This window comes from Microbacterium sp. NPDC058269, assembly GCF_042881445.1.
Taxonomy (GTDB): Bacteria; Actinomycetota; Actinomycetes; order Actinomycetales; family Microbacteriaceae; genus Microbacterium.
Genome location: NZ_JBHVXT010000003.1, coordinates 693594 through 716551, shown reverse-complemented (window position 1 = coordinate 716551; position 22958 = coordinate 693594). Strand labels below are relative to the sequence as shown.

Annotated in this window: 24 protein-coding genes and 1 tRNA gene; 18 read left to right on the top strand and 7 right to left on the bottom strand. The window is 68.0% G+C overall.

Going from position 1 to position 22958, the window contains the following annotated elements:
- Nucleotides 1-63 precede the first annotated feature (63 nt).
- The 8 genes from ACFVWL_RS17060 (at nt 64) to ACFVWL_RS17025 (ending at nt 6723) form a co-directional block, all read left to right on the top strand.
- Nucleotides 64-1089, top strand: a complete 1026-nt coding sequence (locus tag ACFVWL_RS17060; RefSeq protein WP_387185356.1) for a PhoH family protein — start codon at nt 64-66, stop codon at nt 1087-1089.
- A complete protein-coding gene (gene ybeY / locus ACFVWL_RS17055; protein ID WP_017202321.1) occupies nt 1086-1544 on the top strand; it encodes an rRNA maturation RNase YbeY in 459 nt (152 codons plus the stop codon). Before ACFVWL_RS17060 ends, ybeY begins: the two co-directional genes overlap by 4 nt.
- Nucleotides 1541-2836, top strand: a complete 1296-nt coding sequence (locus ACFVWL_RS17050) for a hemolysin family protein (protein ID WP_387185261.1) — start codon at nt 1541-1543, stop codon at nt 2834-2836. Before ybeY ends, ACFVWL_RS17050 begins: the two co-directional genes overlap by 4 nt.
- Nucleotides 2829-3725, top strand: a complete 897-nt coding sequence (gene era / locus ACFVWL_RS17045) for a GTPase Era (protein ID WP_387185258.1) — start codon at nt 2829-2831, stop codon at nt 3723-3725. Before ACFVWL_RS17050 ends, era begins: the two co-directional genes overlap by 8 nt.
- 54 nt (nt 3726-3779) lie before the next feature.
- The gene (locus ACFVWL_RS17040) at nt 3780-4307 is read left to right on the top strand and encodes an RNA polymerase sigma factor (RefSeq protein ID WP_387185255.1); all 528 of its coding nucleotides are present in this window, start codon (nt 3780-3782) and stop codon (nt 4305-4307) included.
- Nucleotides 4300-5280, top strand: coding sequence for a hypothetical protein (locus ACFVWL_RS17035; protein WP_387185252.1), 981 nt, complete (start codon nt 4300-4302; stop codon nt 5278-5280). Before ACFVWL_RS17040 ends, ACFVWL_RS17035 begins: the two co-directional genes overlap by 8 nt.
- A complete protein-coding gene (locus ACFVWL_RS17030; protein ID WP_387185249.1) occupies nt 5277-5750 on the top strand; it encodes a hypothetical protein in 474 nt (157 codons plus the stop codon). Before ACFVWL_RS17035 ends, ACFVWL_RS17030 begins: the two co-directional genes overlap by 4 nt.
- 61 nt (nt 5751-5811) lie before the next feature.
- On the top strand, nt 5812-6723 hold the full coding sequence (locus ACFVWL_RS17025; protein ID WP_387185353.1) for an NADP-dependent oxidoreductase: 912 nt from the start codon (nt 5812-5814) through the stop codon (nt 6721-6723).
- Between the two features lies 1 nt (nt 6724).
- On the opposite strand, the gene ACFVWL_RS17020 is transcribed toward ACFVWL_RS17025, so the two are convergent.
- Entirely contained in the window at nt 6725-7372 is a 648-nt protein-coding gene (locus ACFVWL_RS17020) for a hypothetical protein (protein WP_387185246.1), read from the bottom strand.
- Nucleotides 7373-7565: 193 nt separating this feature from the next.
- Between ACFVWL_RS17020 and leuA the strand changes: the two genes are divergently transcribed.
- Complete coding sequence (leuA, locus tag ACFVWL_RS17015; RefSeq protein WP_387185244.1) at nt 7566-9320, top strand: 2-isopropylmalate synthase; 1755 nt, start codon at nt 7566-7568, stop codon at nt 9318-9320.
- A gap of 84 nt (nt 9321-9404) precedes the next feature.
- Here the strand turns inward: leuA and ACFVWL_RS17010 are convergent, their stop codons facing one another.
- A complete protein-coding gene (locus ACFVWL_RS17010; protein ID WP_387185241.1) occupies nt 9405-9785 on the bottom strand; it encodes a VOC family protein in 381 nt (126 codons plus the stop codon).
- Between the two features lie 68 nt (nt 9786-9853).
- On the opposite strand from ACFVWL_RS17010, the gene ACFVWL_RS17005 reads away from it, so the two are divergent.
- Nucleotides 9854-10579 carry a TetR/AcrR family transcriptional regulator gene (locus tag ACFVWL_RS17005; RefSeq protein WP_387185238.1) on the top strand — a complete coding sequence of 242 codons (726 nt, stop codon included), beginning with the start codon at nt 9854-9856 and terminating at the stop codon, nt 10577-10579.
- A 28-nt stretch (nt 10580-10607) separates the two neighbouring features.
- On the opposite strand, the gene ACFVWL_RS17000 is transcribed toward ACFVWL_RS17005, so the two are convergent.
- A complete protein-coding gene (locus ACFVWL_RS17000) occupies nt 10608-11306 on the bottom strand; it encodes a trimeric intracellular cation channel family protein (protein WP_387185235.1) in 699 nt (232 codons plus the stop codon).
- A 34-nt stretch (nt 11307-11340) separates the two neighbouring features.
- On the opposite strand from ACFVWL_RS17000, the gene recO reads away from it, so the two are divergent.
- Together recO and ACFVWL_RS16990 are read left to right on the top strand one after the other, a co-directional pair.
- The gene (recO, locus tag ACFVWL_RS16995) at nt 11341-12084 is read left to right on the top strand and encodes a DNA repair protein RecO (protein WP_055867697.1); all 744 of its coding nucleotides are present in this window, start codon (nt 11341-11343) and stop codon (nt 12082-12084) included.
- The gene (locus ACFVWL_RS16990) at nt 12081-12884 is read left to right on the top strand and encodes an isoprenyl transferase (protein ID WP_387185231.1); all 804 of its coding nucleotides are present in this window, start codon (nt 12081-12083) and stop codon (nt 12882-12884) included. The genes recO and ACFVWL_RS16990 overlap by 4 nt, the downstream gene beginning before the upstream one ends.
- Here the strand turns inward: ACFVWL_RS16990 and ACFVWL_RS16985 are convergent.
- Entirely contained in the window at nt 12824-13435 is a 612-nt protein-coding gene (locus tag ACFVWL_RS16985; RefSeq protein ID WP_387185228.1) for an AAA family ATPase, read from the bottom strand. The two genes, ACFVWL_RS16990 and ACFVWL_RS16985, sit on opposite strands and share 61 nt — an antisense overlap.
- Before the next feature lie 69 nt (nt 13436-13504).
- Between ACFVWL_RS16985 and ACFVWL_RS16980 the strand changes: the two genes are divergently transcribed.
- Nucleotides 13505-14191 carry a DsbA family protein gene (locus ACFVWL_RS16980; RefSeq protein ID WP_387185226.1) on the top strand — a complete coding sequence of 229 codons (687 nt, stop codon included), beginning with the start codon at nt 13505-13507 and terminating at the stop codon, nt 14189-14191.
- A gap of 14 nt (nt 14192-14205) precedes the next feature.
- Here the strand turns inward: ACFVWL_RS16980 and ACFVWL_RS16975 are convergent, their stop codons facing one another.
- Nucleotides 14206-14700 carry a glutathione peroxidase gene (locus ACFVWL_RS16975; protein ID WP_387185223.1) on the bottom strand — a complete coding sequence of 165 codons (495 nt, stop codon included), beginning with the start codon at nt 14698-14700 and terminating at the stop codon, nt 14206-14208.
- 59 nt (nt 14701-14759) lie between these two features.
- Here ACFVWL_RS16975 and dusB point away from each other — a divergent pair, with 59 nt between their 5' ends.
- From dusB to ACFVWL_RS16950, 5 genes are all read left to right on the top strand, one after another.
- On the top strand, nt 14760-15914 hold the full coding sequence (dusB, locus tag ACFVWL_RS16970; protein WP_387185220.1) for a tRNA dihydrouridine synthase DusB: 1155 nt from the start codon (nt 14760-14762) through the stop codon (nt 15912-15914).
- Nucleotides 15904-17289, top strand: a complete 1386-nt coding sequence (locus ACFVWL_RS16965; protein WP_387185217.1) for a deoxyguanosinetriphosphate triphosphohydrolase — start codon at nt 15904-15906, stop codon at nt 17287-17289. The genes dusB and ACFVWL_RS16965 overlap by 11 nt, the downstream gene beginning before the upstream one ends.
- The gene (dnaG, locus tag ACFVWL_RS16960; protein ID WP_387185214.1) at nt 17289-19148 is read left to right on the top strand and encodes a DNA primase; all 1860 of its coding nucleotides are present in this window, start codon (nt 17289-17291) and stop codon (nt 19146-19148) included. The genes ACFVWL_RS16965 and dnaG overlap by 1 nt, the downstream gene beginning before the upstream one ends.
- A 36-nt stretch (nt 19149-19184) precedes the next feature.
- Nucleotides 19185-19958: an ATP-binding cassette domain-containing protein gene (locus ACFVWL_RS16955; protein ID WP_387185212.1), complete on the top strand. Its 774-nt coding sequence runs from the start codon at nt 19185-19187 to the stop codon at nt 19956-19958.
- 97 nt (nt 19959-20055) lie between these two features.
- Nucleotides 20056-20131, top strand: a tRNA-Asn gene (locus ACFVWL_RS16950).
- Nucleotides 20132-20249: 118 nt separating this feature from the next.
- On the opposite strand, the gene ACFVWL_RS16945 is transcribed toward ACFVWL_RS16950, so the two are convergent.
- Both ACFVWL_RS16945 and ACFVWL_RS16940 read right to left on the bottom strand, forming a co-directional pair.
- Complete coding sequence (locus tag ACFVWL_RS16945) at nt 20250-21686, bottom strand: APC family permease (protein WP_387185209.1); 1437 nt, start codon at nt 21684-21686, stop codon at nt 20250-20252.
- Between the two features lie 68 nt (nt 21687-21754).
- Nucleotides 21755-22852 (bottom strand): alcohol dehydrogenase catalytic domain-containing protein, encoded by a 1098-nt coding sequence (locus ACFVWL_RS16940; protein WP_387185206.1) that lies wholly within the window; start codon nt 22850-22852, stop codon nt 21755-21757.
- Nucleotides 22853-22958 lie beyond the last annotated feature (106 nt).

The window sequence follows — 22958 nt, the reverse complement described above, 5'->3', positions numbered from 1 at the left end:
GAGCGCAGTCTGGGCGGCCAGCCGCCTGAGGCGGTCGAGAAGATCTATGCCGACGGCGTCGCGATGGTGCAGCTGCTCGGGCCGCAGGACCGCCTGCTCCGGATGCTCGAGAAGGAGCACCGCGACGTGCAGGTGCTCGTGCGCGGCAACGAGATCACGCTCAGCGGCAGCACGGATGCGGTCGCGAGGGCGAAGGCGCTGGTCGACGAGCTTCTCGCGATGACCAAGGCCGGTCATGATCTGGCTCCGAGCGACGTCTCCAGTTCAGCGCGCATGCTGCGGCAGGAGGGGGGACCGCGCCCGAGCGAGGTCCTGGGAGAGGCGATCCTGACCACACGTGGCAAGGTGATCCGGCCCAAGACCCTCGGGCAGAAGGAGTACGTCGACGCGATCGAGGAGAACACGATCGTGTTCGGCATCGGTCCCGCCGGCACAGGTAAGACCTACCTCGCGATGGCGAAGGCCGTCCAGGCCCTGCAGCGCAAGGAAGTCACCCGCATCATCCTCACGCGTCCCGCCGTCGAGGCGGGGGAGCGGCTCGGATTCCTCCCCGGCACGCTCACCGACAAGATCGACCCCTACCTGCGCCCGCTGTACGACGCCCTCAACGAGATGATGGATCCCGAGATCGTCCCGCGGCTGATGGCGACGGGCACGATCGAGGTGGCGCCGCTCGCCTACATGCGCGGCCGCACGCTGAACGACTCCTTCGTGGTGCTCGACGAGGCGCAGAACACCACGCCCGAGCAGATGAAGATGTTCCTCACACGTCTCGGCTTCGGCACGCGGATGGTCGTCACGGGCGACATCACCCAGGTCGACCTTCCGCAAGGATCCTCCGGACTCCGCCTGGTCACGCGGGTTCTCGACGGCATCGACGACATCCACTTCTCCCGCCTCACCAGCGATGACGTCGTGCGGCACTCGCTCGTCGGTCGCATCGTCGACGCCTACAGCGAGTACGACGAGAAGCGCACGGCGCAGCGGTTCGAGCGCGAGCAGGCGGCGGAGTTCGCCAACCGGGCCGAGCGCAGGGGAGCACAACGACCAGGACCGCGTGACCGCGCGCCGAAACGAGGACTCTCATGATCGAGATCAACAACGAGTCGGCCATCGACGTCGACGAGACCGTGCTGCAGCGACTGACCGATTTCAACCTCGCGCAGCTGCACGTGAGCCCGGACGCCGAGGTGGCCATCGTTCTCGTCGACGAGGGCGCCATGGAGGCGCTGCACGTGCAGTGGATGGACGAGCCCGGGCCCACAGACGTGCTGAGCTTCCCCATGGACGAGCTGCGCCCCGGTACGGAGGACCGCCCGACCGCGCCCGGTCTGCTCGGCGACATCGTGCTCTGCCCGCAGGTGGCGGAGACGCAGGCCCAGGCCGCAGGACACACCCTGATGGACGAGCTCATCCTGCTCACAACCCACGGGCTGCTCCACCTCCTCGGATTCGATCACGCCGAGCCCGATGAGGAGCGTGAGATGTTCGGACTGCAGAAGGAACTGATCCAGGGTTTCGCCGCGGCTGAACGCCGGCGATGACCGCGGCTCTCCTGCTGATCGCCGCCGTGCTGCTGGTGGCGTTCGGCGGTCTCATGTCCGCGATCGACGCGGCGTACGGAGTCACTTCGCGCGCGGGGCTCGCCGACATGGCCACGGAGGGGCGCAGGGCCAAGGCACTGGGGCGTATCGCCGCGGACCTCGATGCGCACGTGAACGCCGTGGCGTTCATCCGCGTGCTGGCGGAGGTGACGGCCGCCGTGCTCGTGACGGTGGCGTTCACCATCCTGATCGAGAACAACTGGTGGGCGATGCTCGCCGCCGCCGTCCTCATGACCGCCATCACCTTCGTTCTGGTGGGGGCGAGCCCACGATCGTTCGGACGCCAGCACGCCGAGGGCATGATCCGCGGCACGGCGTCGATCGTGCGGGGGCTGCGCATATTCCTCGGTCCGCTCGCTCAGGGTCTCGTGGTGCTCGGCAACCGGGTCACTCCCGGCACGGGGCGCAGCTCCTTCACCAGCGAGGATCAGCTCTTGAGCATGGTCGACGAGGCGGCGTCGAACGACCTCATCGAGGAGGACGACCGCGATCTCATCCACTCGGTCTTCGACTTCACCGATCAGTTCGTCCGCGCCGTGATGGTGCCCCGCACCGAGATGGTGACCGTCGACGCCACGGCGACCACGGACGAGGCGATGTCGCTCTTCCTGAATCGCGGCGTGTCCCGGATGCCCGTCGTCGACGACGATGCCGACGACGTCGTCGGGGTGCTGTATCTCAAGGATCTGGTGCAGTTCGCCTACCGCGACGACAGCGCGTGGCGGGCGGCCTCGATCCGTCCGATCGCGCGACCGGCGACCTTCGTGCCGGAGTCGATGCGCGCCGAGACCCTCCTGCAGCAGATGAAGCGTGACGCCGTCCATGTCTGCCTGGTGATCGACGAGCACGGTGGGATCTCGGGGCTCGTGACGCTCGAGGATCTGATCGAGGAACTCGTCGGCGAGATCTCCGACGAGTACGATCAGGTATCGGCGGAGTTCGTCGATCTCGGTCACGGACGATACCGCGTGAGCGCCCGCCTCTCGCTCGAGGACGTCGGCGACCTGTTCGGTCTCGAGCTCGAGGACGAGGACGTGGACTCGATCGGCGGCCTGCTCGGCAAGGCGCTGGGACAGGTGCCGCAGCCCGGTGCAACGGCGACCGTGGAAGGTTTGATACTCACGGGCGGTGCGTCGCGCGGTCGTGGGCGAGGAATCGCGACGGTGTTCGTGGAACGTGCGGCGGGGGAACCCGACGCTTCGCAGGATGAAGGAGATCGAGACGATGACTGACGACACTCGAAGCGGGTTCGTGACATTCGTCGGCCGCCCCAACGTCGGGAAGTCGACGCTCACGAACGCGCTCGTGGGTGAGAAGATCGCCATCACGAGCGAGAAGCCGCAGACGACGCGTCGAGCGATCCGTGGCATCGTCAACCGCCCGGAGGGGCAGCTCGTCATCGTGGACACCCCGGGGATCCACAAGCCGCGCACGCTGCTCGGCGAGCGGCTGAACGATCTCGTGGAGCAGGTGCTGGGTGACGTCGACGTCATCGGCTTCTGCGTTCCCGCGAACGAGAAAGTCGGTCCGGGAGACCGACGCATCGCCGCCTCGCTCGACGGCTACCCGCGCGCGAAGAAGATCGCGATCGTGACCAAGATGGATGCGGCCGGACGTGACGAGGTCACAGAGCGGCTGATGGAGGTCGACTCGCTTCGGGAGGACTGGGCCGCGGTCATCCCGCTGTCCGCGCTGACCCGTGAGCAGCTCGACGTCCTCTCGGACGAGATCCTGACGCTCATGCCGAAGGGACCGGCACTGTACCCCGAGGGCATCACGACGGACGAGTCGCAAGAGGACCGGATCGCCGAGATGATCCGGGAAGCCGCCCTCGAGGGCGTGCGCGATGAGCTCCCGCACTCGATCGCCGTCGTCATCGATGACATCGCGTCGAGGGAGGGCACCGACCTGACCGATGTGCACGCCTCGATCGTGGTGGAGCGCGACAGTCAGAAGGCGATCATCATCGGGCACAAGGGAAAGCGGCTCAGCGAGGTGGGGGCGCGAGCGCGTGTCGGTATCGAGGAGCTGCTGGGAACACGTGTGTTCCTCGGTCTGCATGTCAAGGTCGCGAAAGAATGGCAGCGCGATCCGAAGCAGCTCGGCAGACTCGGATTCTGAGATGACATCCGGCACCACGTCGATGGCGGCGGGAAGGCCGCCGACCCCGGCGACATGAGGGGTCGCAGCGAAGACCCGAATCCGCTGCGCAACGAGGTCTTCACCCGAGTGTTCGATGAGCACTGGGCAGCAGTACGTCACCACATCGAGGGCGTGGTCGGCGCGGAGGAGGAAGTCACCGAGATCGTCTCGGAGGTGTTCCTGCTCGCGTGGACGAAACTCAGACCTGCTCGACCGCCGAGTCGGGTCTGGCTGCTGCGCGCAGCGGATCGGCGGCTGCGTGCTCGTTCAGGCCGGGCATCGACTCCAGCCGGTGCGATCGACGCCGTGCATCTCGGTGTCTCGGGTGAAGGCGGAACGCAGGATCACCGCGGCCGCGTGGAGGTGATCCGGGCTTTGGCTGTCCTCACCCCAGGTCAGAGGCGTATCATCATGCTCACGTACTGGGATGGACTCGCGGTGGGGGAGATCGCGGAGCTGTTGCGCGCTTCTGAGTCCCGAGTGCGGAAGACGCTGGGACGTGCGCGGGAACGCCTGCATGCGGAGCTGGGCTCGGAGGGGCTGATAACGGGTGATGACTGAAAACGCCGTGCTCGAACGGCTGCTGAGCGACGCCGATCCCGCGCCGACGCCACGTGACGCCGCCCCCGACGCGCGGGCCCTCGCGACTCGCGACCGCATTCTCCGCACGAGCACCGCACCGAGACGTCGTCGTCGACGCGCGCTCGGCTGGGCATCTGGCCTGACGGCGGTGGCAGCCTCGACGGCGATCGCGTTCGCCGTGTTCTCGCCCCAGGGCGCTGCGGTGGCGGGGATGCCGTCACCGCTCGACTTCGACGGCTCGGTCACGGTCGCTCAGATCGTCGACGGCGCCGATGCAAGCCTCGCCGCGACGCCCGGCCCCGCGGTCCCGGAGCGCTCGGTCAGAACCGCCTCCTGGGGGTTCAACGTCGAGGTCGATTCGAGGACGACCACGGTGGTGCCTCAGCTTTCGATTCTGACGTGGGAACCGGATGGTTCCGGACGCGCGACCACGATCGACGGGGTTCCGTACGATCCGTCCGATGCGGTCGCGAGCAATGCCGCCGAGGTCACCAGCAGCGGGAGAGTGGTCAACGATCTGGTGATGGCGCCCGGCGACTTCACGACCCCCTGGACGACCGTGCCCGGCGAGACGCGCGACGACATGGTGGCCATCCTCCGTGCGTTCGGGATGCCGGAGGAGCCGACCGCATACGACGTGGAGATGGCGTTCACCTCCATCCTCGGACAGTGGACGTTGACGAATGCGCAGCACCGAGAGCTCCTGCTCCTCCTCGAAGAGGCCGGTGGCGGTCAGGCGCTCGGAACGACGACGGATCGGCTGGGGCGTCCCGTCACCGGCATCCGCGTGCTGTCTCCCGACGGGGCGGTGAGCGACGTGGTCCTGGTGTCCCGCGATACGGGCCGGATCGTCGGGGTCGAGCGCACCGTTCTGATCGCCGATGAGCTCTTCGCCGCAGGCTCGATCATCTCCTACCAGATGTGGGACGTCGATGAGGAGGTGTTCCGATGAGACGATCGAAGACTCTCGCGGCGATCATCCTCGGGATGGTCGTCACGCTCGGAGCGACTCCGGCGATGGCGGCGGAATCGGGCGATCGTGAGGTCGATCCCGCTGTCGCGGCCATGCTCGAAGAGGTGCCGGGCGGGATCGTCCTCGATGCGACGCGAGCCGTATGGCCGGAGCTCGGCATGGAGTTGCAGGTCACGGCGAAGTCGAGCATCTCGGCGCGCACGGTCGGAGGCTGTGCGACCGGCAAGACCTGTGCTTTCAGCCTCGCGTCCCTCGGCGGGAACATCCTGAGCTTCAGCTCGTGCAGCGTCAACACCGTGCCCGCGAGCTTCGTGACCAGGTCAGCGGCGAATGCACGGACCTCCGGGTACATGCAGGCGCGGAACGGATCGTCGGTGCTGGCCACGATCTCCGCGGGGAACTGGTCCAACGTGTCGGGCACGGTCACGAACCTGCGTTGCGTCCTCTGAGAAAGCGTCGTGCGCTGTGACCTCGGCTGACCTGAACCGCGCGCGGCACTGGGTCGCGAGGATGTGGGGCTCGCCCGATATCTGGGAGTTCGTCGAGGCCGAGGTGCCTGCTCCCGATGCCGGTGAGGTCACGATCCGTGTCCATGCCGCCGGGGTCAACCCCGCCGATGCGAAGCATGTCGCCGTCCCCCGCTCGGGCGTCCAACTTCCCGTTCCGATCGGATACGAGGTCTCGGGAGAGATCTCGGCGATCGGCGCGGACACCCGGATCGGCTCGGGTGCTGTCGAGATCGGCGACGAGGTCGTCGCCTTCCGCGTGCGCGGCGGTTATGCGACGGAGGTCACGCTTCCCGCCGAGAAGGTGTTCGCCAAGCCATCGACTCTCACACATCCGGAGGCGGCGAACCTGCTGCTCGTCGGCACCACGGCCGCGGAGATGCTCGCTGTCACCGGTGCGGCGCCGGGGGAGACGATCCTGCTCCACGGCGCTTCGGGCGCGGTCGGCGTGAGCGTGCTGCAGCAGGCGCGGCTCCGGGGCATACGGGTGATCGGGACGGCGAGCGAGGCCCGCTTCGACGAAGTGCGAACGTTCGGAGGTCTTCCCGTTCAATACGGCCCCGGGCTCGCGGATCGAGTGCGTGACCTGGCGGACGCTCCGATCGCCGCAGCACTGGACGCGGTGGGGACGGACGAAGCCGTCGACGTCTCCCTCGAACTGGTCTCAGACCGTCAGCGGATCGTCACGATCGCCGCCGCCGGCCGCGCGGAGGCCGAGGGAATCCTGGCCATCGCGGGGTCGATGCCGGAAAGTGCCCGCTTCCGCGACGAGGTGCGCAGCGAGCTGATCGCCCTGGCGCAGAACGGCGATCTCGTCGTCCCCGTAGCCCGCACCTTTCCCCTCAGCGCGGCGCCCGCGGCGCATCGACTTCTCGCCAGCGGCCATCCCGGCGGCAAACTCGCGTTGATCCCGTAGATCAGTCGATCTCCCGGAGCACGGACGTGACGACCACGACACCGTCGCCGTACTCCGAATCTGCCGCGTCCTGGATCGCGCCGTCGTCCCACACGACGCTCAGCCAGACGTAGCCCCGATCGGTGCGGAGTGTGAGGGCCCCATCACCGAGGCGGGTCGAGAGGTCGTCCTGGATCTGCGTGAGCTCGTCGGTCGGCGTCTTCCCGTCGACACCGTCCGTGGGGTCTTCCGGCGCGATCGGGTCGTACAGTGCGAGCATGATCGGTGCGTCCGTGGTCGTGAGTCGCTCGCCGTCGTAGGTCGCGTACACGGCGTACGCACCCCACGTGATCTCGCCGCTGGACTCGCTGCCCTCCACACCTTCCCAGGACCAGTCGTCGAGGGGGACGCCGCTGCACTGCGGAGGATACGACTCCATGATCGCTCCCATGCACAGCTGCACCTCCCCGGCCACGTCCAGCACCGTGCCCACCCCGATGACGCGCCCTTCGGGGAGGTCGGGTCGGACGTTCTCGAGGCGGTGCTCGGCGGGCACCGTTGTGCTCGTCGGGGCGGCGGAGCTTCCGGGACCCGTCGTGCAGGCGGTCAGCAACAGGAGGCCGACGGCTGAGGCCGCGGCGATGATCAGGCGACGCTGCGATGTGCTCATACCGGCAAGTGTCGATACCGTCCGGATCGTCTCACGCTCGTCGAAACCGCGAGGGCATCCCTGCTAGCATGACCTCATGCCTTTCGGCGGTCTGCTTCTTCTTAGCTGCCGCGACGAGTCCTAAAGCTAGGGCCTTCCTCGTCGCGGCGCTTGTGTTGGCCCGTTCATCTTGACGAAGAGAAGAAGCCCCATCATGCAGAACACTCAGCGCCCGTCCGCGATGCCGATCCACAAGTACCGGCCGTTCCACGAGCAGATCAGCGTCCACCTGCCTGACCGCACCTGGCCCGACGCCCGCATCACCGAGGCGCCTCGCTGGTGCGCGGTCGACCTCCGTGACGGCAACCAGGCGCTCATCGATCCGATGTCGCCCGAGCGCAAGCGCGTGATGTTCGAGCTGCTCGTCAGCATGGGCTACAAGGAGATCGAGGTCGGGTTCCCCTCGGCGAGCCAGACCGACTTCGACTTCGTCCGCCAGCTCATCGAAGAGAATCTGATCCCCGACGACGTCACCATCCAGGTGCTGACTCAGGCGCGCGAGCACCTCATCGCCCGCACCTACGAATCGATCGCCGGCGCCAAGCAGGCGATCGTGCACCTGTACAACTCCACGAGCGTGCTGCAGCGCGAGGTCGTCTTCCGCACCGACAAGCAGGGCATCATCGACATCGCGCTCGAGGGCGCGCGCCTGTGCCGCCAGTTCGAGAAGACCATTCCCGACACGAAGGTCTACTACGAGTACTCGCCGGAGAGCTACACCGGGACCGAGCTCGAGTTCGCGGTCGACATCTGCAACCAGGTGATCGAGGTCTTCGAGCCGACTCCCGACCGCAAGGTGATCATCAACCTGCCGGCGACGGTGGAGATGGCTTCCCCGAACGTATACGCCGACTCGATCGAGTGGATGAGCCGCAACCTCGCGCACCGCGAGAACGTGATCCTGTCGCTGCACCCGCACAATGACCGCGGCACGGCGATCGCTGCGGCCGAGCTCGGCTATATGGCCGGAGCCGACCGGATCGAGGGCTGCCTGTTCGGCAACGGCGAGCGCACCGGCAACGTCGACATCGTCGCGCTGGGGATCAACCTGTTCACGCAGGGCATCGACCCCCAGATCGATTTCAGCGATATCGACCAGGTCAAGCGCACGGTCGAGTACTGCAACCAGCTGCCCGTGCCGGAGCGCAGCCCGTGGGCGGGCGACCTGGTGTTCACGGCGTTCAGCGGTTCCCACCAGGACGCGATCAAGAAGGGTTTCGAGGCCATGGCCGTCCGCGCCGAGGCCGAAGGCGTCACCGTCGACGACATCCCGTGGGCTGTTCCGTATCTGCCCATCGACCCGAAGGACCTCGGGCGCTCGTACGAGGCCGTCATCCGCGTCAACTCGCAGTCGGGCAAGGGCGGCGTCGCCTACCTGCTGAAGGCCGACCACGCGATCGATCTGCCCCGCAAGCTGCAGATCGAGTTCTCCGGTGTCGTGCAGGCCAAGACGGACGCCGAGGGCGGAGAGGTCACGAGCGAGCAGATCTGGTCGATCTTCAACGACGAGTACCTGCCCGCCGCCGACACCGCGGCCAAGTGGGGACGCTTCGAGCTCCTCGCGACGCAGACCCGCAGCGACATGTCGGGTGACGTCGCGCTCGACGTGGTCCTGCGCGACGACGACCAGCAGGTGTCGGTCACGGGGAACGGCAACGGCCCCGTCGCGGCTTTCGTCGAGGTGCTGCGTGGTCAGGGCTTCGACATCACGGTGTACGACTACGTCGAGCATGCTCTCAGCGCCGGAGGCGACGCACAGGCGGCGGCCTATGTCGAACTGCAGGTCGGCGATCAGCGCCTGTGGGGCGTCGGCATCGACGGCGACATCTCGACGGCTTCTCTCAAGGCCATCGTGTCGGGAGTGAACCGCTCGATCCGCACGCGTCAGCAGGAGCTCGCGGCGGTCTGACTCTCCGCACAGACGACCGCGGCCGGAATCCCACGTGGAATCCGGCCGCGGTCGTCTGAAAGCGCGAGCGTCGTCGTCAGAGGGTCATTCGACCCACTGCACCAGCTGCCAGATGAGCCCGTTCGGATCGGCGAACTGGCAGAAGCGCTCTCCCCACGGCTCGGTCTCCGGGGGAGTGACGACCCGCGCCCCGGCGTCGGCGATGCGCGCGAAGTCGCCGTCGATGTCGTCCACGACGAACACGAGCAGCGTGCCTTCGCCCGCGGAGCCGGCGACCTCCCGCGGGCGGAAGGTGCTCAGCCCGGTCTCGAGGAAGATGACGTTCGGCGGCGAACCGGGATGCTGCAGCGAGACGAAGCCCTCAGCGGACATCGCCTCCTCGAATCCGAAGTGTGTTTTCGCGAAAGACGCCGAGGCGGCGACGTCAGGGACGTTGAGCGAGATGGCGGTCTGGGTGATGTTCACGGTCTCTCCTGTCCTAAACTACGTACAACGTAGAGAGTTAAGTCGTGCCGTAGGGAGGATATTCCGAAATGGCGAAGAATCTCGTCGATCTGCTCTGGCGCAAAGAGGAGACCGCCGTCGCCGAAGGCCGCCGGGGGCCGCGTTCCCGGCACTCGACCGATGAGGTGGTGGCGCGGGCCGTCGAACTGGCCGACGCCGACGGCCTCGACCACGTGACCATCCGCGCACTCGCACAGTCGCTCGAGCTCACCGCGATGTCGATCTACACGCACGTCAACAGCCGCGACGACCTGCGGGCGCTGATGGTCGACGAGACGCATGCACGGATGGTCGGGAGTCCCGTCGACGGGCCAGGATGGCGCGCTCGCGTGCGTGGTGTGGCCGCGGACAACCTCGCTCTGCTGTGTGCGCACCCGTGGTTGCTGGACATCGACGACCCGCGCATCGTGGCGGGACCCGGCACCATCGCGAAGTACGACCGCGAGCTTCACGCATTCGATGACGTCGGCCTGTCCGATGTCCAACGCGATGCAGCGCTGTCCTTCGTGCTCGACTTCGTCAGGGCGACTGGGGCGAGAATGCGCGAGAGTGCCGAACGGGAGCAGTTCGGACCGTTCTGGGCCGAGGCCGGCCCGCGGCTGACACGGTACCTCGGCGAGGGCTTCCCTCTCGCGCAGTCCGTCGGGCGGGCGGCCGGCGAGGCGATGGATGGACCCTATGACGCCGACGTCGCGTGGGAGTTCGGGCTCGCGCGCGTGATCGACGGGCTGGCCGGCATCATCTCGGACTCGTGAGGGCGCTGAGCGGGTGCGCCCGTGCGTCTCAGAGTTCGGCGCTGGGCTTCACGATCGCGATGGCGCCGGTCTCGGCGGCGACCTTGCGGCGGTAGATGCGGCGCTGCTCCGGCAGGGAGACGTCGAACGTCACGGCGAGGATGCGGATCACCGTCGTCACGGCGATGCCGACGACGGCGGCGATGGTGATGGGCATTCCCAGCGCCACGGCGATCACGATGAATGTGCACCCTGCGCCGGCGGCGACCGCATACAACGAGCCGACGTGCATGATCGCGGTCGGCAGACCCATCAGCATGTCGCGGAGCACGCTGCCGCCGACCGCGGCGCAGACCCCGATGAAGACCGCCGGTACCTCGGGGATCCCGAACGCGAGGGCCTTGCTCGTGCCGAAGGCGCCGAACATGCCGATCACCACGGCGTCGAGCACCACGATCGCCGTGTTCAGACGGGTGAAGAGTCCTGCCAGCAGCATCCCGAGGAGAGCGGCCCCGCCCGCGGTCACCAGGTACCACTGGTTCTGGAGCGTCGCGGGAGTCTGCCCGAGCAGGATGTCGCGGATCAGACCACCGCCCATCCCGATCATGATGCCGATGATCGCGACCCCGAGCCAGTCGAGCCGACGCTGGCCCTGGAACCCCGATGCGAACATCGCGCCCTGGACTCCGCCGAGGCCGACGCCGAGCAGGTCCGCCCACAGCGGAATGGTGAAGAGCGGTTCGGTCACGCGTCCATTCTCGCGCACGGAGGATAATCGAAGGGTGCCCACCTATCGAGACGAAGCGGTGATCCTGCGCACCCACAAACTCGGTGAGGCGGATCGCATCGTCACGATGCTCTCGCGCCGTCATGGCAAGGTCCGCGCGGTGGCGAAGGGCGTGCGCCGGACGTCGTCGAAATTCGGTGCCAGACTCGAGCCGTTCATGGTCGCCGACGTGCAGCTCTATCAGGGACGCTCCCTCGACATCGTGCAGCAGGCCGAGTCGCTCGGCTCTTACGGAACCGACATCGCCGCGCACTACGACCGCTTCACCGCGGCGAACGCCATGGTCGAGACGGCGGATCGTCTGAGTGACGCCGAGGCGACCCCCGATCAGTATCTGCTCCTCGTCGGCGGACTGCGGGCGCTGTCTCGCGGAGAGCATGTCGCCCGGAGCATCCTCGACTCGTATCTGCTGCGCGTGATGTCGCTGTCGGGGTGGGCGCCCTCGCTCGACGAGTGCGCACGGTGCGGCACACCCGGGCCGCACTCGCGGTTCGTCGCGCAGCTGGGCGGCGTGGTGTGCCAGAACTGCGCCCCCGCCGGCAGCCCGCGCGTCGCCGAGAAGACCCTGGGCCTGCTCCGATCTCTCATCGCGGGGGAGTGGGACGTGATCGACGCCGCTCCACACGCCGACACCGCCGCTGCGTCCGGACTCGTCTCCGCCTACGCCCAATGGCACCTGGAGCGCGGCATCCGCTCGCTCGCCCACGTGTCCGACATCACCTCAGGAGGAGAACGGTGAGCCCGAAGCCGTACACGCACAAAGACGCCGTGGCCTATCGCCCCCTGGACTGGACGGGCGTGCGCCCGCCCGCATTCCGGGCAGTGCCCGAGCACGTCGCGATCGTGATGGACGGCAACGGCCGCTGGGCCAACCGCCGCGGTCTCAACCGCATCGAAGGCCACAAGGCGGGCGAGGAGGTGCTGCTCGACGTGGTCGCCGGCGCGATCCAGGCGGGCGTGAAGCACCTCTCGGTGTACGCCTTCTCCACGGAGAACTGGGCACGATCTCCGGAAGAGGTCCGCTTCCTCATGGGCTACAACCGCGACGTGCTGCACCGCCGCCGTGACCAGCTCAACGAATGGGGAGTGCGCATCCGCTGGGCCGGCCGCAAGCCGCGGTTGTGGGGAAGCGTCATCAAGGAGCTGCAGCACGCCGAGCAGCTGACGCGTGGCAACGATGTGCTCACCCTCACGATGTGCGTGAACTACGGCGGCAGGGTCGAGCTCGTGGACGCGATGCGGGCCATCGCCGAAGACGTCGCCGCCGGGCGCGTGAAGCCAAAGGCGATCACCGAGAAGATGATCCGCCGGAATCTGTACGTGCCCGACATGCCGGACGTCGACCTGTTCCTGCGCAGCTCGGGGGAGCAACGCACCTCGAACTTCCTGCTGTGGGAGTCGGCCTACGCCGAGATGGTGTTCCTCGACACGCTGTGGCCGGACTTCTCGCGCGAGGAGCTGTGGCGGGCGATCGGGATCTACCTCTCGCGTGACCGGCGCTTCGGCGGCGCGATCGACACGCCCGACGCCCCGGCCTGAGCCCGGAGCCACCGCTCCGCCTCCCGTGGATGCCGCAGGCGCACGACCGTCAGGTGCGGGAAGCGCTCCTGCAATTCGGGGAAGCGCTCCGCCCACTTGTGCAGCGTCGCCCTCTGCCACGCGAGGATGTTCTCCTCGGGATCGCGGTTGAGCAGGTTCCACGGCCCCTTCTCGCGGTTGCCGTTCCAGAGCTCTCGTCGCAGGATCCCTCGGGCCAGGGTTCGCCTGATCAAGCGGCCGCGCACCACCCGGTAGGGGTAGTCCAGCCAGAGGACGAGCTGGGCGCGAGGCGCGAGGATCTCGTCGGTTCCCTTGCTCGTGTACTGCCACTCGGTGATCCAGCGATCGTCGGCGGCGAATGCGCGCACGTCGTCGAGGAACTCCGGCCGCGGCGTCCAGTTCGGGCCGTGGAACAGCGCGTCGATCTCGATGTGACGGAGACTCCATTCGGCGCCGATGCGACCTGACAGGGTGGTCTTCCCCGACCCGGAGACGCCGGCCACCAGGACTCGCTCCGGGACGAACGGCAGCGGATCGTCGACGGAGAGCATCCGAGAATCCTATCCGCCGGTCCGCCAGGCCACGGAATAGCTCACAGGCGCATGCGGTTGGATGAAAGTGTGACTGAACCCATCTCCATCGACATCTGGTCCGACATCGCCTGCCCGTGGTGCTACATCGGCAAGCGCAACCTCGAGAAGGGTCTCGAAGCGGTGGCGGCCGATGAGGACGCACCGCAGGTCAACATCACCTTCCACTCGTTCGAGCTCTCGCCTGACACTCCCGTCGACTTCGACGGCGACGAGATCGACTTCCTCGCCGGACACAAGGGCATGCCGCGCGAGCAGGTCGAGCAGATGCTGTCGAACGTGACCGGCGTGGCCGCGAACGCAGGGCTCGAGTACCGCTTCGATCTGCTGCAGCACACCAACACGGTGAAGGCGCACGAGCTGCTGCACTTCGCCAAGGCCGAGGGGCTTCAGCACGAGATGGAGGAGCGGCTGATGTCCGCCTACTTCACCGAGGGCAAGCACGTCGGGCGCATCGATGACCTCGTCGAGCTCGCGGTCGAGGTCGGCCTCGACGCCGACCGCGCTCGTGCCGCGCTCGAGAGTGAGCAGTACCTTGCGGCCGTTCGCCAGGACCAGGCCCAGGCTCGCGCCTACGGCATCCAGGGCGTGCCGTTCTTCGTCGTCGACGGTCAGTACGGCATCAGCGGTGCGCAACCGCCCGCCGCGTTCGAGAACGTGCTCCGCGATCTCTGGTCGAAGCGCGCAGAGCCGGAGGCGGAGAACGCCGCTGTCTGACGGGGGCGCGCCGCCTAACGGGTCAGTGCTGCTTCGATCGCGCTGACGATCTCGGGGGCGTCCGGCTTCTGCTTCGGGCGGAAGCGCAGGACGTCTCCGTCCGGCAGCACGAGGAACTTCTCGAAGTTCCACTCGACGCGGCCGGCCTTGCCCCCGGCGTCCGGCGTCTCCTTGAGCGCCTTGTACAGCTCGGAGGCGTTCTTGCCGTTGACCTTCACCTTGTCGTTCACCGGGAAGGTGACGCCGTAGGTCGTCGAGCAGAACTCGAGGATGTCGTCCACCGAGCCCGGCTCCTGGCCGAAGAACTGGTTGCACGGGAAGCCGACGACGGTGAATCCGCGGTCGCCGTACAAGCGCTGCAACTCCTCGAGCTGCTCGTACTGGGGAGTGAGCCCGCACTTCGAGGCGACGTTCACGACCAGCACCACGTCGGCGCCGAGATCGTCGAGCGTCTTCTCCTCGCCCTTCGCGTCGGTGAACGGGATCGTGCGGAGCGCGGAATCGGTCATATTCACAGCTTAGATCGCAGCATCCCTCCCGGCTCCGCGTCTGGGAGAATAGAGGGGACATGACTCTCGCCACCGCCCCCGCCCGCCCCCTTCGCATCGGTCCGATCGATCTCGACGTGCCGGTCGTCCTCGCACCCATGGCGGGGATCACCAACACCGCCTTCCGGCGTCTGTGCCGTGAGTACGGCGCCGGCCTCTACGTGAGCGAGATGATCACCTCACGTGCCCTCGTCGAGCGCAACGAGACCACGATGCGGCTGATCCGCCACCACGAGTCGGAGACGCCGCGGTCGATCCAGCTCTACGGCGTCGACCCGAAGACCATCGCCGAGGCCGTGCGGATCATCGTCGCCGAGGACCACGCCGACCACATCGACCTCAACTTCGGATGCCCCGTGCCGAAGGTCACGCGTCGTGGTGGGGGAGCGGCGCTGCCATGGAAGTCGAAGCTCTTCGCCGACATCGTCGACCAGGCCGTCAAAGCGGCGGGCGACGTGCCGCTCACGGTGAAGATGCGCAAGGGCATCGACAAGGACCACCTGACGTTCCTCGACGCCGGTCGAGCCGCCGAGGACGCGGGGGCGGCCGCGGTCGCGCTGCATGCGCGTACGGCGGGCGAGTTCTACTCCGGCTTCGCCGACTGGAACGCCATCGGCGAGCTCAAGCAGGCTGTCACGAGCATCCCGGTGCTCGGCAACGGCGACATCTGGTCGGCCGACGACGCGGTGCGCATGATGGCCCAGACCGACTGCGACGGCGTCGTGGTCGGGCGCGGCTGCCTCGGACGCCCGTGGCTGTTCGGTGAGCTGGCCACGGCTTTCGGAGGCGAGGGCAAGACGGTCGATGCGACACTCGGCTTCGTTGCGAGCGCATTCCGGCGTCACGCCGAGCTGCTCGTCGAGTTCTTCGAGGACGAGGACCGCGGATGCCGCGATGTGCGCAAGCACGTGTCGTGGTATTTCAAGGGTTACCCGGTCGGCGGAGACATCCGCACAGGACTCGCGACCGCATCCAGCCTCGCGGAGATCGACGACTTCCTCGGGCGGCTCGATCACACGGCGCCGTATCCTGGCGCGGATGCCGAAGGCCAGCGCGGTCGGTCAGGACACCCCAAACGGACGGCACTGCCGGACAAGTGGCTGGAGTCGCGAGAGCTCGCGTCGTCCGCCTCCGAGATGATGCGTGGAGCGGAGATCGAGAACAGTGGCGGTTGACCCCCAGGTCGGCCTGCGCGCCGACGGCTACGACGCGCGTGACGCCGAGCGCTTCTTCGCCGAGACCCATCGATCCGAGCGCAACGACTTCGCCCGCGACCGCGCGCGCGTGCTGCACTCCGCAGCGCTGCGTCGGCTCGCGGCGAAGACGCAGGTGCTCAGCCCCGCCAGCACGGCCGATTTCGCGCGCAATCGCCTGACGCATTCCCTCGAGGTCGCGCAGGTCGGGCGGGAGCTCGCCGTCGCCCTCGACGTCTCGGCCGATGTCGTCGACACCGCATGCCTCAGCCACGACCTGGGGCACCCTCCCTTCGGTCACAACGGCGAGCGCGCACTCAACGAATGGGCCGAGCCCATCGGCGGCTTCGAGGGGAACGCCCAGTCCCTGCGCATCCTCTCCCGACTCGAGGCGAAGGTTCTCGACGACGATGACCGCTCGGTCGGCCTGAACCTGACCCGTGCCAGCCTCGACGCGACATGCAAGTACCCGTGGACGGTCGACAGCCCTGTGCCCGACCCCGGTGGACGCCTGAAGTTCGGCGTGTACCCCGAGGACGAGGCGGTATTCCGTTGGATGCGCGAGGGCGCGCCCGGGCGGCTCCGGTGCATCGAAGCCGAGATCATGGACCTCTCCGACGACATCGCCTACTCGGTGCACGACTTCGAAGACGCGATCGTCAACGGGTATGTCGACGTCGCTCAGCTCGCCGACCCGCGCCAGCACGACGCCCTCGTCGGACGCATCCAGCAGTGGGTGGGGTACGACTTCACCCGCGACGAGCTCGCCGACGCGCTCTACCGCCTCGCGTCGCAGCCCATGTGGCTCTCGTCCTTCGATCGCTCCCGCCAGGCTCTCGCGCGTCTCAAGAACCTGACGAGCGACCTGATCGGACGATTCGCCCCAGCCTCGGTCTCCGCCACCAAGGAGGCCTACGGAACGACGGCCCTGGTCCGCTACAACGCCCACGTCATCGTCCCGCGGGTGATCGAGGTCGAGATCGCCGTCCTCAAGGGCATCATGGGGCAGGCGATCGTCACGATCGAAGCCCGCAAGGGCGTCTACAAGGAGCAGCGGCGCGTGCTGAAGCGACTCGCCGACGCGCTCTGGTCGACCGACGCGCTGTGGTCAGCCGGCTCCGATGTGCTCGAGCCCGCATTCGCCGCGGACTTCATCGCGGCGGAGAACGATGCCGAACGCGCCAGGGTCGTGGTGGATCAGATCGCGAGCCTCACCGACCAGAGCGCCATCGACTGGCACAACCGCCTCGTCGGCGAGATCGATCCGGCCGAAGTCGGGATCTGGACTCCCCGTCACGCCCGTCCTGGCGCGCAGGCGCACGCCGAGCGGCAGCCCGTCGCCGAAAGGGCGCACTGATGCCGCGGATCCTGCAGGCCGATGTCGACGAGGTGAAGGCGCGGACGAACATCGCCGACATCATCGGGGAGCGTGTCGCTCTCAAGTCGGCCGGCGTCGGGTCCCTCAAGGGGCTGTGCCCTTTCCACGATGAGAAGAGCCCGAGCTTCCATGTGCGCCAGCAGGTGGGGTACTACCACTGCTTCGGCTGCGGCGAGTCGGGTGACGTGTACTCGTTCCTGCGGGAGATGGACCACGTCAGTTTCACCGAGGCGGTCGAGCGTCTCGCGGGACGCATCGGGTACACGTTGCACTACGAAGACGGGGGAGCCGCTCCCGAGACGAGCGGCCGCAGCCGGCTGTACGCGGCCAACACCGCGGCGGCGGAGTTCTTCCGTGCACAGTTGCTCACTCCCGACGCCGAGGCCGGGCGACGCTTCCTCGGAGAGCGCGGATTCGATGCCGGAGCTGCGGCGCATTTCGGAGTCGGCTTCGCCCCGCGCGGCTGGGACGGGATGCTCAAGGCGCTCACCGCGCAGGGGTTCACGCGCGAAGAGCTCAGCAACGCCGGCCTCGTCTCCACGGGGCAGCGTGGTGTCTACGACCGATTCCGCGGGCGCCTGGTGTGGCCGATCCGCGATGTCTCCGGACAGACCATCGGATTCGGCGCACGCAAGCTCTTCGACGACGACCAGGGTCCGAAGTATCTGAACACCCCGGAGACGCCGATCTACAAGAAGGCGCAGGTGCTCTACGGACTCGACCTCGCCAAGCGCGACATCGCTCGCGGTGATCCTCGCCGGGTCGTCGTGGTCGAGGGGTACACCGACGTGATGGCCTGTCACCTCGCCGGCCTCACGACGGCGATCGCGACCTGTGGCACGGCCTTCGGCACCGAGCACATCAAGGTGCTGCGCCGGGTGATGGGCGACGACAACGCATCGGGGGAGGTCGTCTTCACGTTCGACGGTGACGAGGCGGGACAGAAGGCGGCGTTGCGGGCGTTCACGGAAGACGACCGGTTCAACGCGCAGACGTTCGTCGCCGTCGCTCCCGACGGCATGGACCCCTGCGACCTGCGACTCCAGCGGGGAGACGCGGCTGTTCGCGGCCTGATGGACACCAAGCAGCCGATGTTCGAGTTCGCGATCGACCGCAAGCTCGGCGGCTTCGACCTCTCCACCGTCGAGGGGCGCGTCGGCGCGCTGCGGGCGGCCGCTCCCATCGTGGCTGAGATCCGCGACCAGCTCCTTCGCCCAGGGTACGAGCGCGTGCTGGCGCGTCGGCTCGGGATGGACCCCACTGAGGTGCGCAGCGAGGTCGAACGCGCGGCACGCGGGGCGTCGGCTCCGCAGCAGGTGCGTCGGGAGGCTCCGTTGATCGACGCGGTGACGGGCGCTCCCGTCGTCGCTCCGGTCACCCTGGCGAGCCTGCCGCGCAGCCCTGATGTCGCGGTCGAACGCGACGCGCTGATGGGTGCCCTGCAGTACGGGCACCAGGTGGATCAGGCCCTCCTCAACCGGGCTCTGGAGGCCCCGTTCCGGACTCCCGGTCTGGACGCCGTGCGCGAGGCCGTCGCCGCGGCTCCCGATCGCACCAGGGCCGGATGGGTGACGGAGGCGGTGAACAGCGTCCGTGAGCCTTATCGCTCGCTCGCGGGGGAACTGCTGATGACGCCGTTCCCCGCCCGCGACGAGGAGCGCGCCGTCGCCACCGTGGCCGACCTCACCCGCCGCCTCGTCCTCCGCCAGCTCGAGCGTGAGAAGCAGGAGCTCCTGGGTGCGGTGCAGCGCGTGCCCGCGGAGTCCGACGGCGGTCGCGCGCTGCGGATGCGTCTGCGCGACATCGACGCAGAGCGTCAACGCTTCGCCGAGTCGTAACGCCGACCGGCATCGTGCAGAGGGCAGGATGGAGTCATGTCCCGCAGGCCCGAATCCACGAACGCGATCGATTGCTCTGATCTGGTGATCGACCGCATCGGCCACGGGATACCGACGCGAGCCGTCGACGGCGTCACGTTCTCCCTCGCTCCCGGCGAGCTCATCTGCGTCGCCGGTCCCACCGGGTCCGGCAAGTCGACGCTGGTCGCCGCTCTCGCCGGCTCCACCGATCCCTCGGTCAAGGTCGTCGGCGGGCGCGCTCAGGTGTGCGGTGTCGACGTGCGCCGACCGGGCCGCAAGCACCGGATCCTCACCTATCGCACCGGATTCGTGCCGCAGGGTGCTGGCGCCGACCTGCCTCCGCGGCTGACGGTGAACGAGGTGATCGCGGAGCCGATCCTCATCCGCGAGCGCCGGGTGAACACGAAGGCGCTCTCGATCCGCGTGGCCACGCTGCTCGACGAGCTGCACCTCCCGCTCGGCACGGCGGCGAAGTTCCCCTACGAGCTCAGCGCCGGCATGCGTCAGCGTGTGGCGATCGCACGGTCGTTCGTCCTGGAACCGAAGGTCCTCATCGCCGACGAGGTGCTCGCGAATCTCGACCTCGAAGTGCGGCCTGTGGTGTTCGATGCGATCACCCGTCGACGCAAGGAGCAGTCGATGGCGGCGCTCCTCGTCACCAACGATGCGGACTTCATCCGCGAGCTGAACGCTGAGACGCTCATGCTCCGCAGCGGACACGTCGTCGCGCGCGGCGTGGGCAAGGACCTGCTCTGGGTGCCGAACGCGGAGTCGGATTCGCGCCACTGAGCCCGACACGCCCGGCATCCCGGAACGGCGCCCCGGTGTCGTGAACAGCTCCGGGAGTTTGCTAAGCTTGTCGAGTTGCCCGCTCAGCGGTGCACATTCCTCGGTAGCTCAATTGGCAGAGCAGCCGGCTGTTAACCGGCAGGTTCTTGGTTCGAGTCCAAGCCGGGGAGCCAACGAGAGAAGCCCCCTCCACGGAGGGGGCTTCTCTCGTTCCCGCCGACGTCGAACCCCTGACGCGAGGAGAGGAGCCCCCTCGGTCGAAGGGGCTCCTCTCGTCAGCGGGGCAGGGGATCAGCCGACACCCTCCATCGCGCTCGTCTCGGTGTTGCCGATGCGGGCGATGACCTCGGGGCGACGTCGCACCAGGTAGGCGTACCGGGTGAGGGCCAGGGTGACCGTCACGAGGAACACGTACGGGATCACGTTGTACGGGAAGGCCGGCACCGGCCACACGTTCGCGAAGAACACGTAGGCCATGGTGACGACGGCGACGGTCGCGCACACCTTCACGAGTCCGTTGCGCATCTTCGCGCGCTGCGTATAGACCACGCAGGCGATCGCGACGAGCGCGTAGGCCACCATGTAACCGTAGGTGCCCCAGGTGTTCACCCAGACGAGGATCTCGCCGGTCGCCGCGCCCGACAGCAGCAGTACGATGTCGACGGTGACGGCTGCCGCGCCGGCGATGATCAGGACGCGGTGAGGCGTCAGATGCTGCTCGTGGGTGCGTCCGAACCGCTCGGCGACGACACCCTCCTTGCCCATCACGTAGACGATGCGCCCGATCACGTTGAGGGGAGCGACGACGACGGCGAAGAACGAGGCCGAGACCCCGATCGTGAGGGCGGCGGCGAACCAGCTCGGCATGCCGATCAGGGCCGACATGCTCTCCAGCGGGCTGGACGAGGTGGCGAGGTCGTCACCGAGCACCGTGATCTGCGTGTACGCGGCGAAGACGTACAGCACACCCACGCCGAGCGCGCTCCACATGATCGCGCGCGGGATGGCCTTATACGGCTCCTTCGCCTCGCGGCCGAGCGCGTCGGCCGAGGAGAAGCCGACGAAGCCCAGGATGCCCAGCACCATGCCGGAGGCGACGCCCTGGAACGACGAGCCGGTCGCGAGCACCTGTGCGGGGTCCCACGCGGCGGGACCGGCCCACACGAGCGCGGCGATCAGGAGCACGAGGATGATGCCCACCGAGACGAGTTCGAGCACGAGCGAGACCCGAGCGGACAGCCGGATGCCGCGGATGGTGAACAGCGTCGCCAGCCCGCCCAACGCGATGGCGAGGCCGATGTCCCACCCGAGACCCTGGGCCGGGAGGCCGAGCATGCGGAGGAACTGCGCCATGTAGCTGACGGAGCCGCTGAGCGATGCCGCCGCGATGCCGAAGCAGCCGATCAGCAGGGTGACGCCGGCCAGGAACGCTCCGAACGGACCGAGCCCCTTCGAGACGTAGGTGTACAGCGACCCGGCCGAGGCGTGCTTGCGGGCGAACACGACCACGCAGTAGCCGACGCACAGGATGACGATGGTCGCGAGCGCGAAGGCGTAGATGGTGCCGTTACCGGCACCGAGGAAGATGGCGGCCGCGGTGAAGGCGATCACGGCGCTGGGGGCGATGTTGGCGATGGCCTGGGCGGCGAGTTCTGGTCCGCTCATGACGCCGGTGCGAAGACCGGCATCCTTGGGTGCGCCAGGCGGGGCGACGACGGTGTCTGACATGGTTCTCCTGGATTCGGGTTTCAGGGTTTTGGGGGCGGGAGCCGCAGGGCAGGGTCCCGGGCGTGCGATCAGGGGATGAGGAGTGTGCGGAGGGCGGAGCCGGTCTCGAGATCGTCCAGCGCGGCGGCCGCCTCGGACAGCGGGCGCCGGCCCGAGATCAGCGGGTCGATCTTGAGCTGTCCGTCCATGTAGCGGTCAACGAGCGCCGGAACGTCGATCGAGGGGCGAACCGAGCCGTAGTTCGACCCGAGGATGCGCTGGTCGGCTTCTGCGAGGACGAGCGGTTCGAACGATGCGCGAGCGCCCGTGGGAGGAAGCCCGACGATGACGGCGGCACCGCCGAGGCCGAGCATCTGGATGGACTGCTCGGTCGTCGATGTGCGGCCGATCGCGTCGAACGCGTAGTCGACGCCGTCGGGGATCAGCTCGCGCAGCTGGGCGACGGCGTCACCCTGCGAGGCGTCGATGCGATCGGTCGCGCCGAACTGCAGCGCCATCTGCGTCTTCTCCGGGCGCACATCGATCGCGACGATGCGCTCCGCACCAGCCAGGCGTGCACCTTGAACGACGTTGAGGCCGACGCCCCCGCAGCCGATCACGACGACCGTGGAACCGGGCTCGACCGCTGCCGTGTTGAGGACGGCGCCCACGCCCGTCGCCACGGCGCAGCCGACGACGGCGACGACATCCAGTGGAGCGTCGTCGCGGACCTTGACGGCACCGGACGCGGGGACCACGACCTCCTCGGCGAAGGACGAGACTCCGAGGTAGTGGTGCAGCGGTTCGCCGTCGCGGCTGAGGCGAGAGGTGCCGTCGAACAGCACACCGAGAGGAGCGACCACGGTCGCGACCTTCTGGCAGCGTGCCTCGTGGCCGGCTCGGCAGTAGCGGCACTCGCCGCACGGCGGCACCCAGCTGAGGACGACATGATCGCCGACGGCCAGGGTCGTGACGCCCTCGCCGAGTTCGGTGACGACACCGGAACCCTCGTGCCCCATGACCAGGGGAGCGGCCGCGTCCCACTCGCCGCGCTTCACGTGCAGGTCGGAGTGGCACACGCCGGCGGCGGCGATGCGCACGCGCACCTCGCCCGCACGCGGGGGAGCGAGGTCGACATCGACGAACTCGATCGGTGACTGGGGATCGCGGAAGACAACAGCTTTCATGACATCCTTCGGGTGGAGAGGGGATGTCGACGATGCTAGGAGAGTGCTGAGCGCCGGGCATCCGGCAAATATGTGGATGCGATCACGCGCGTTCACACTTTGTATG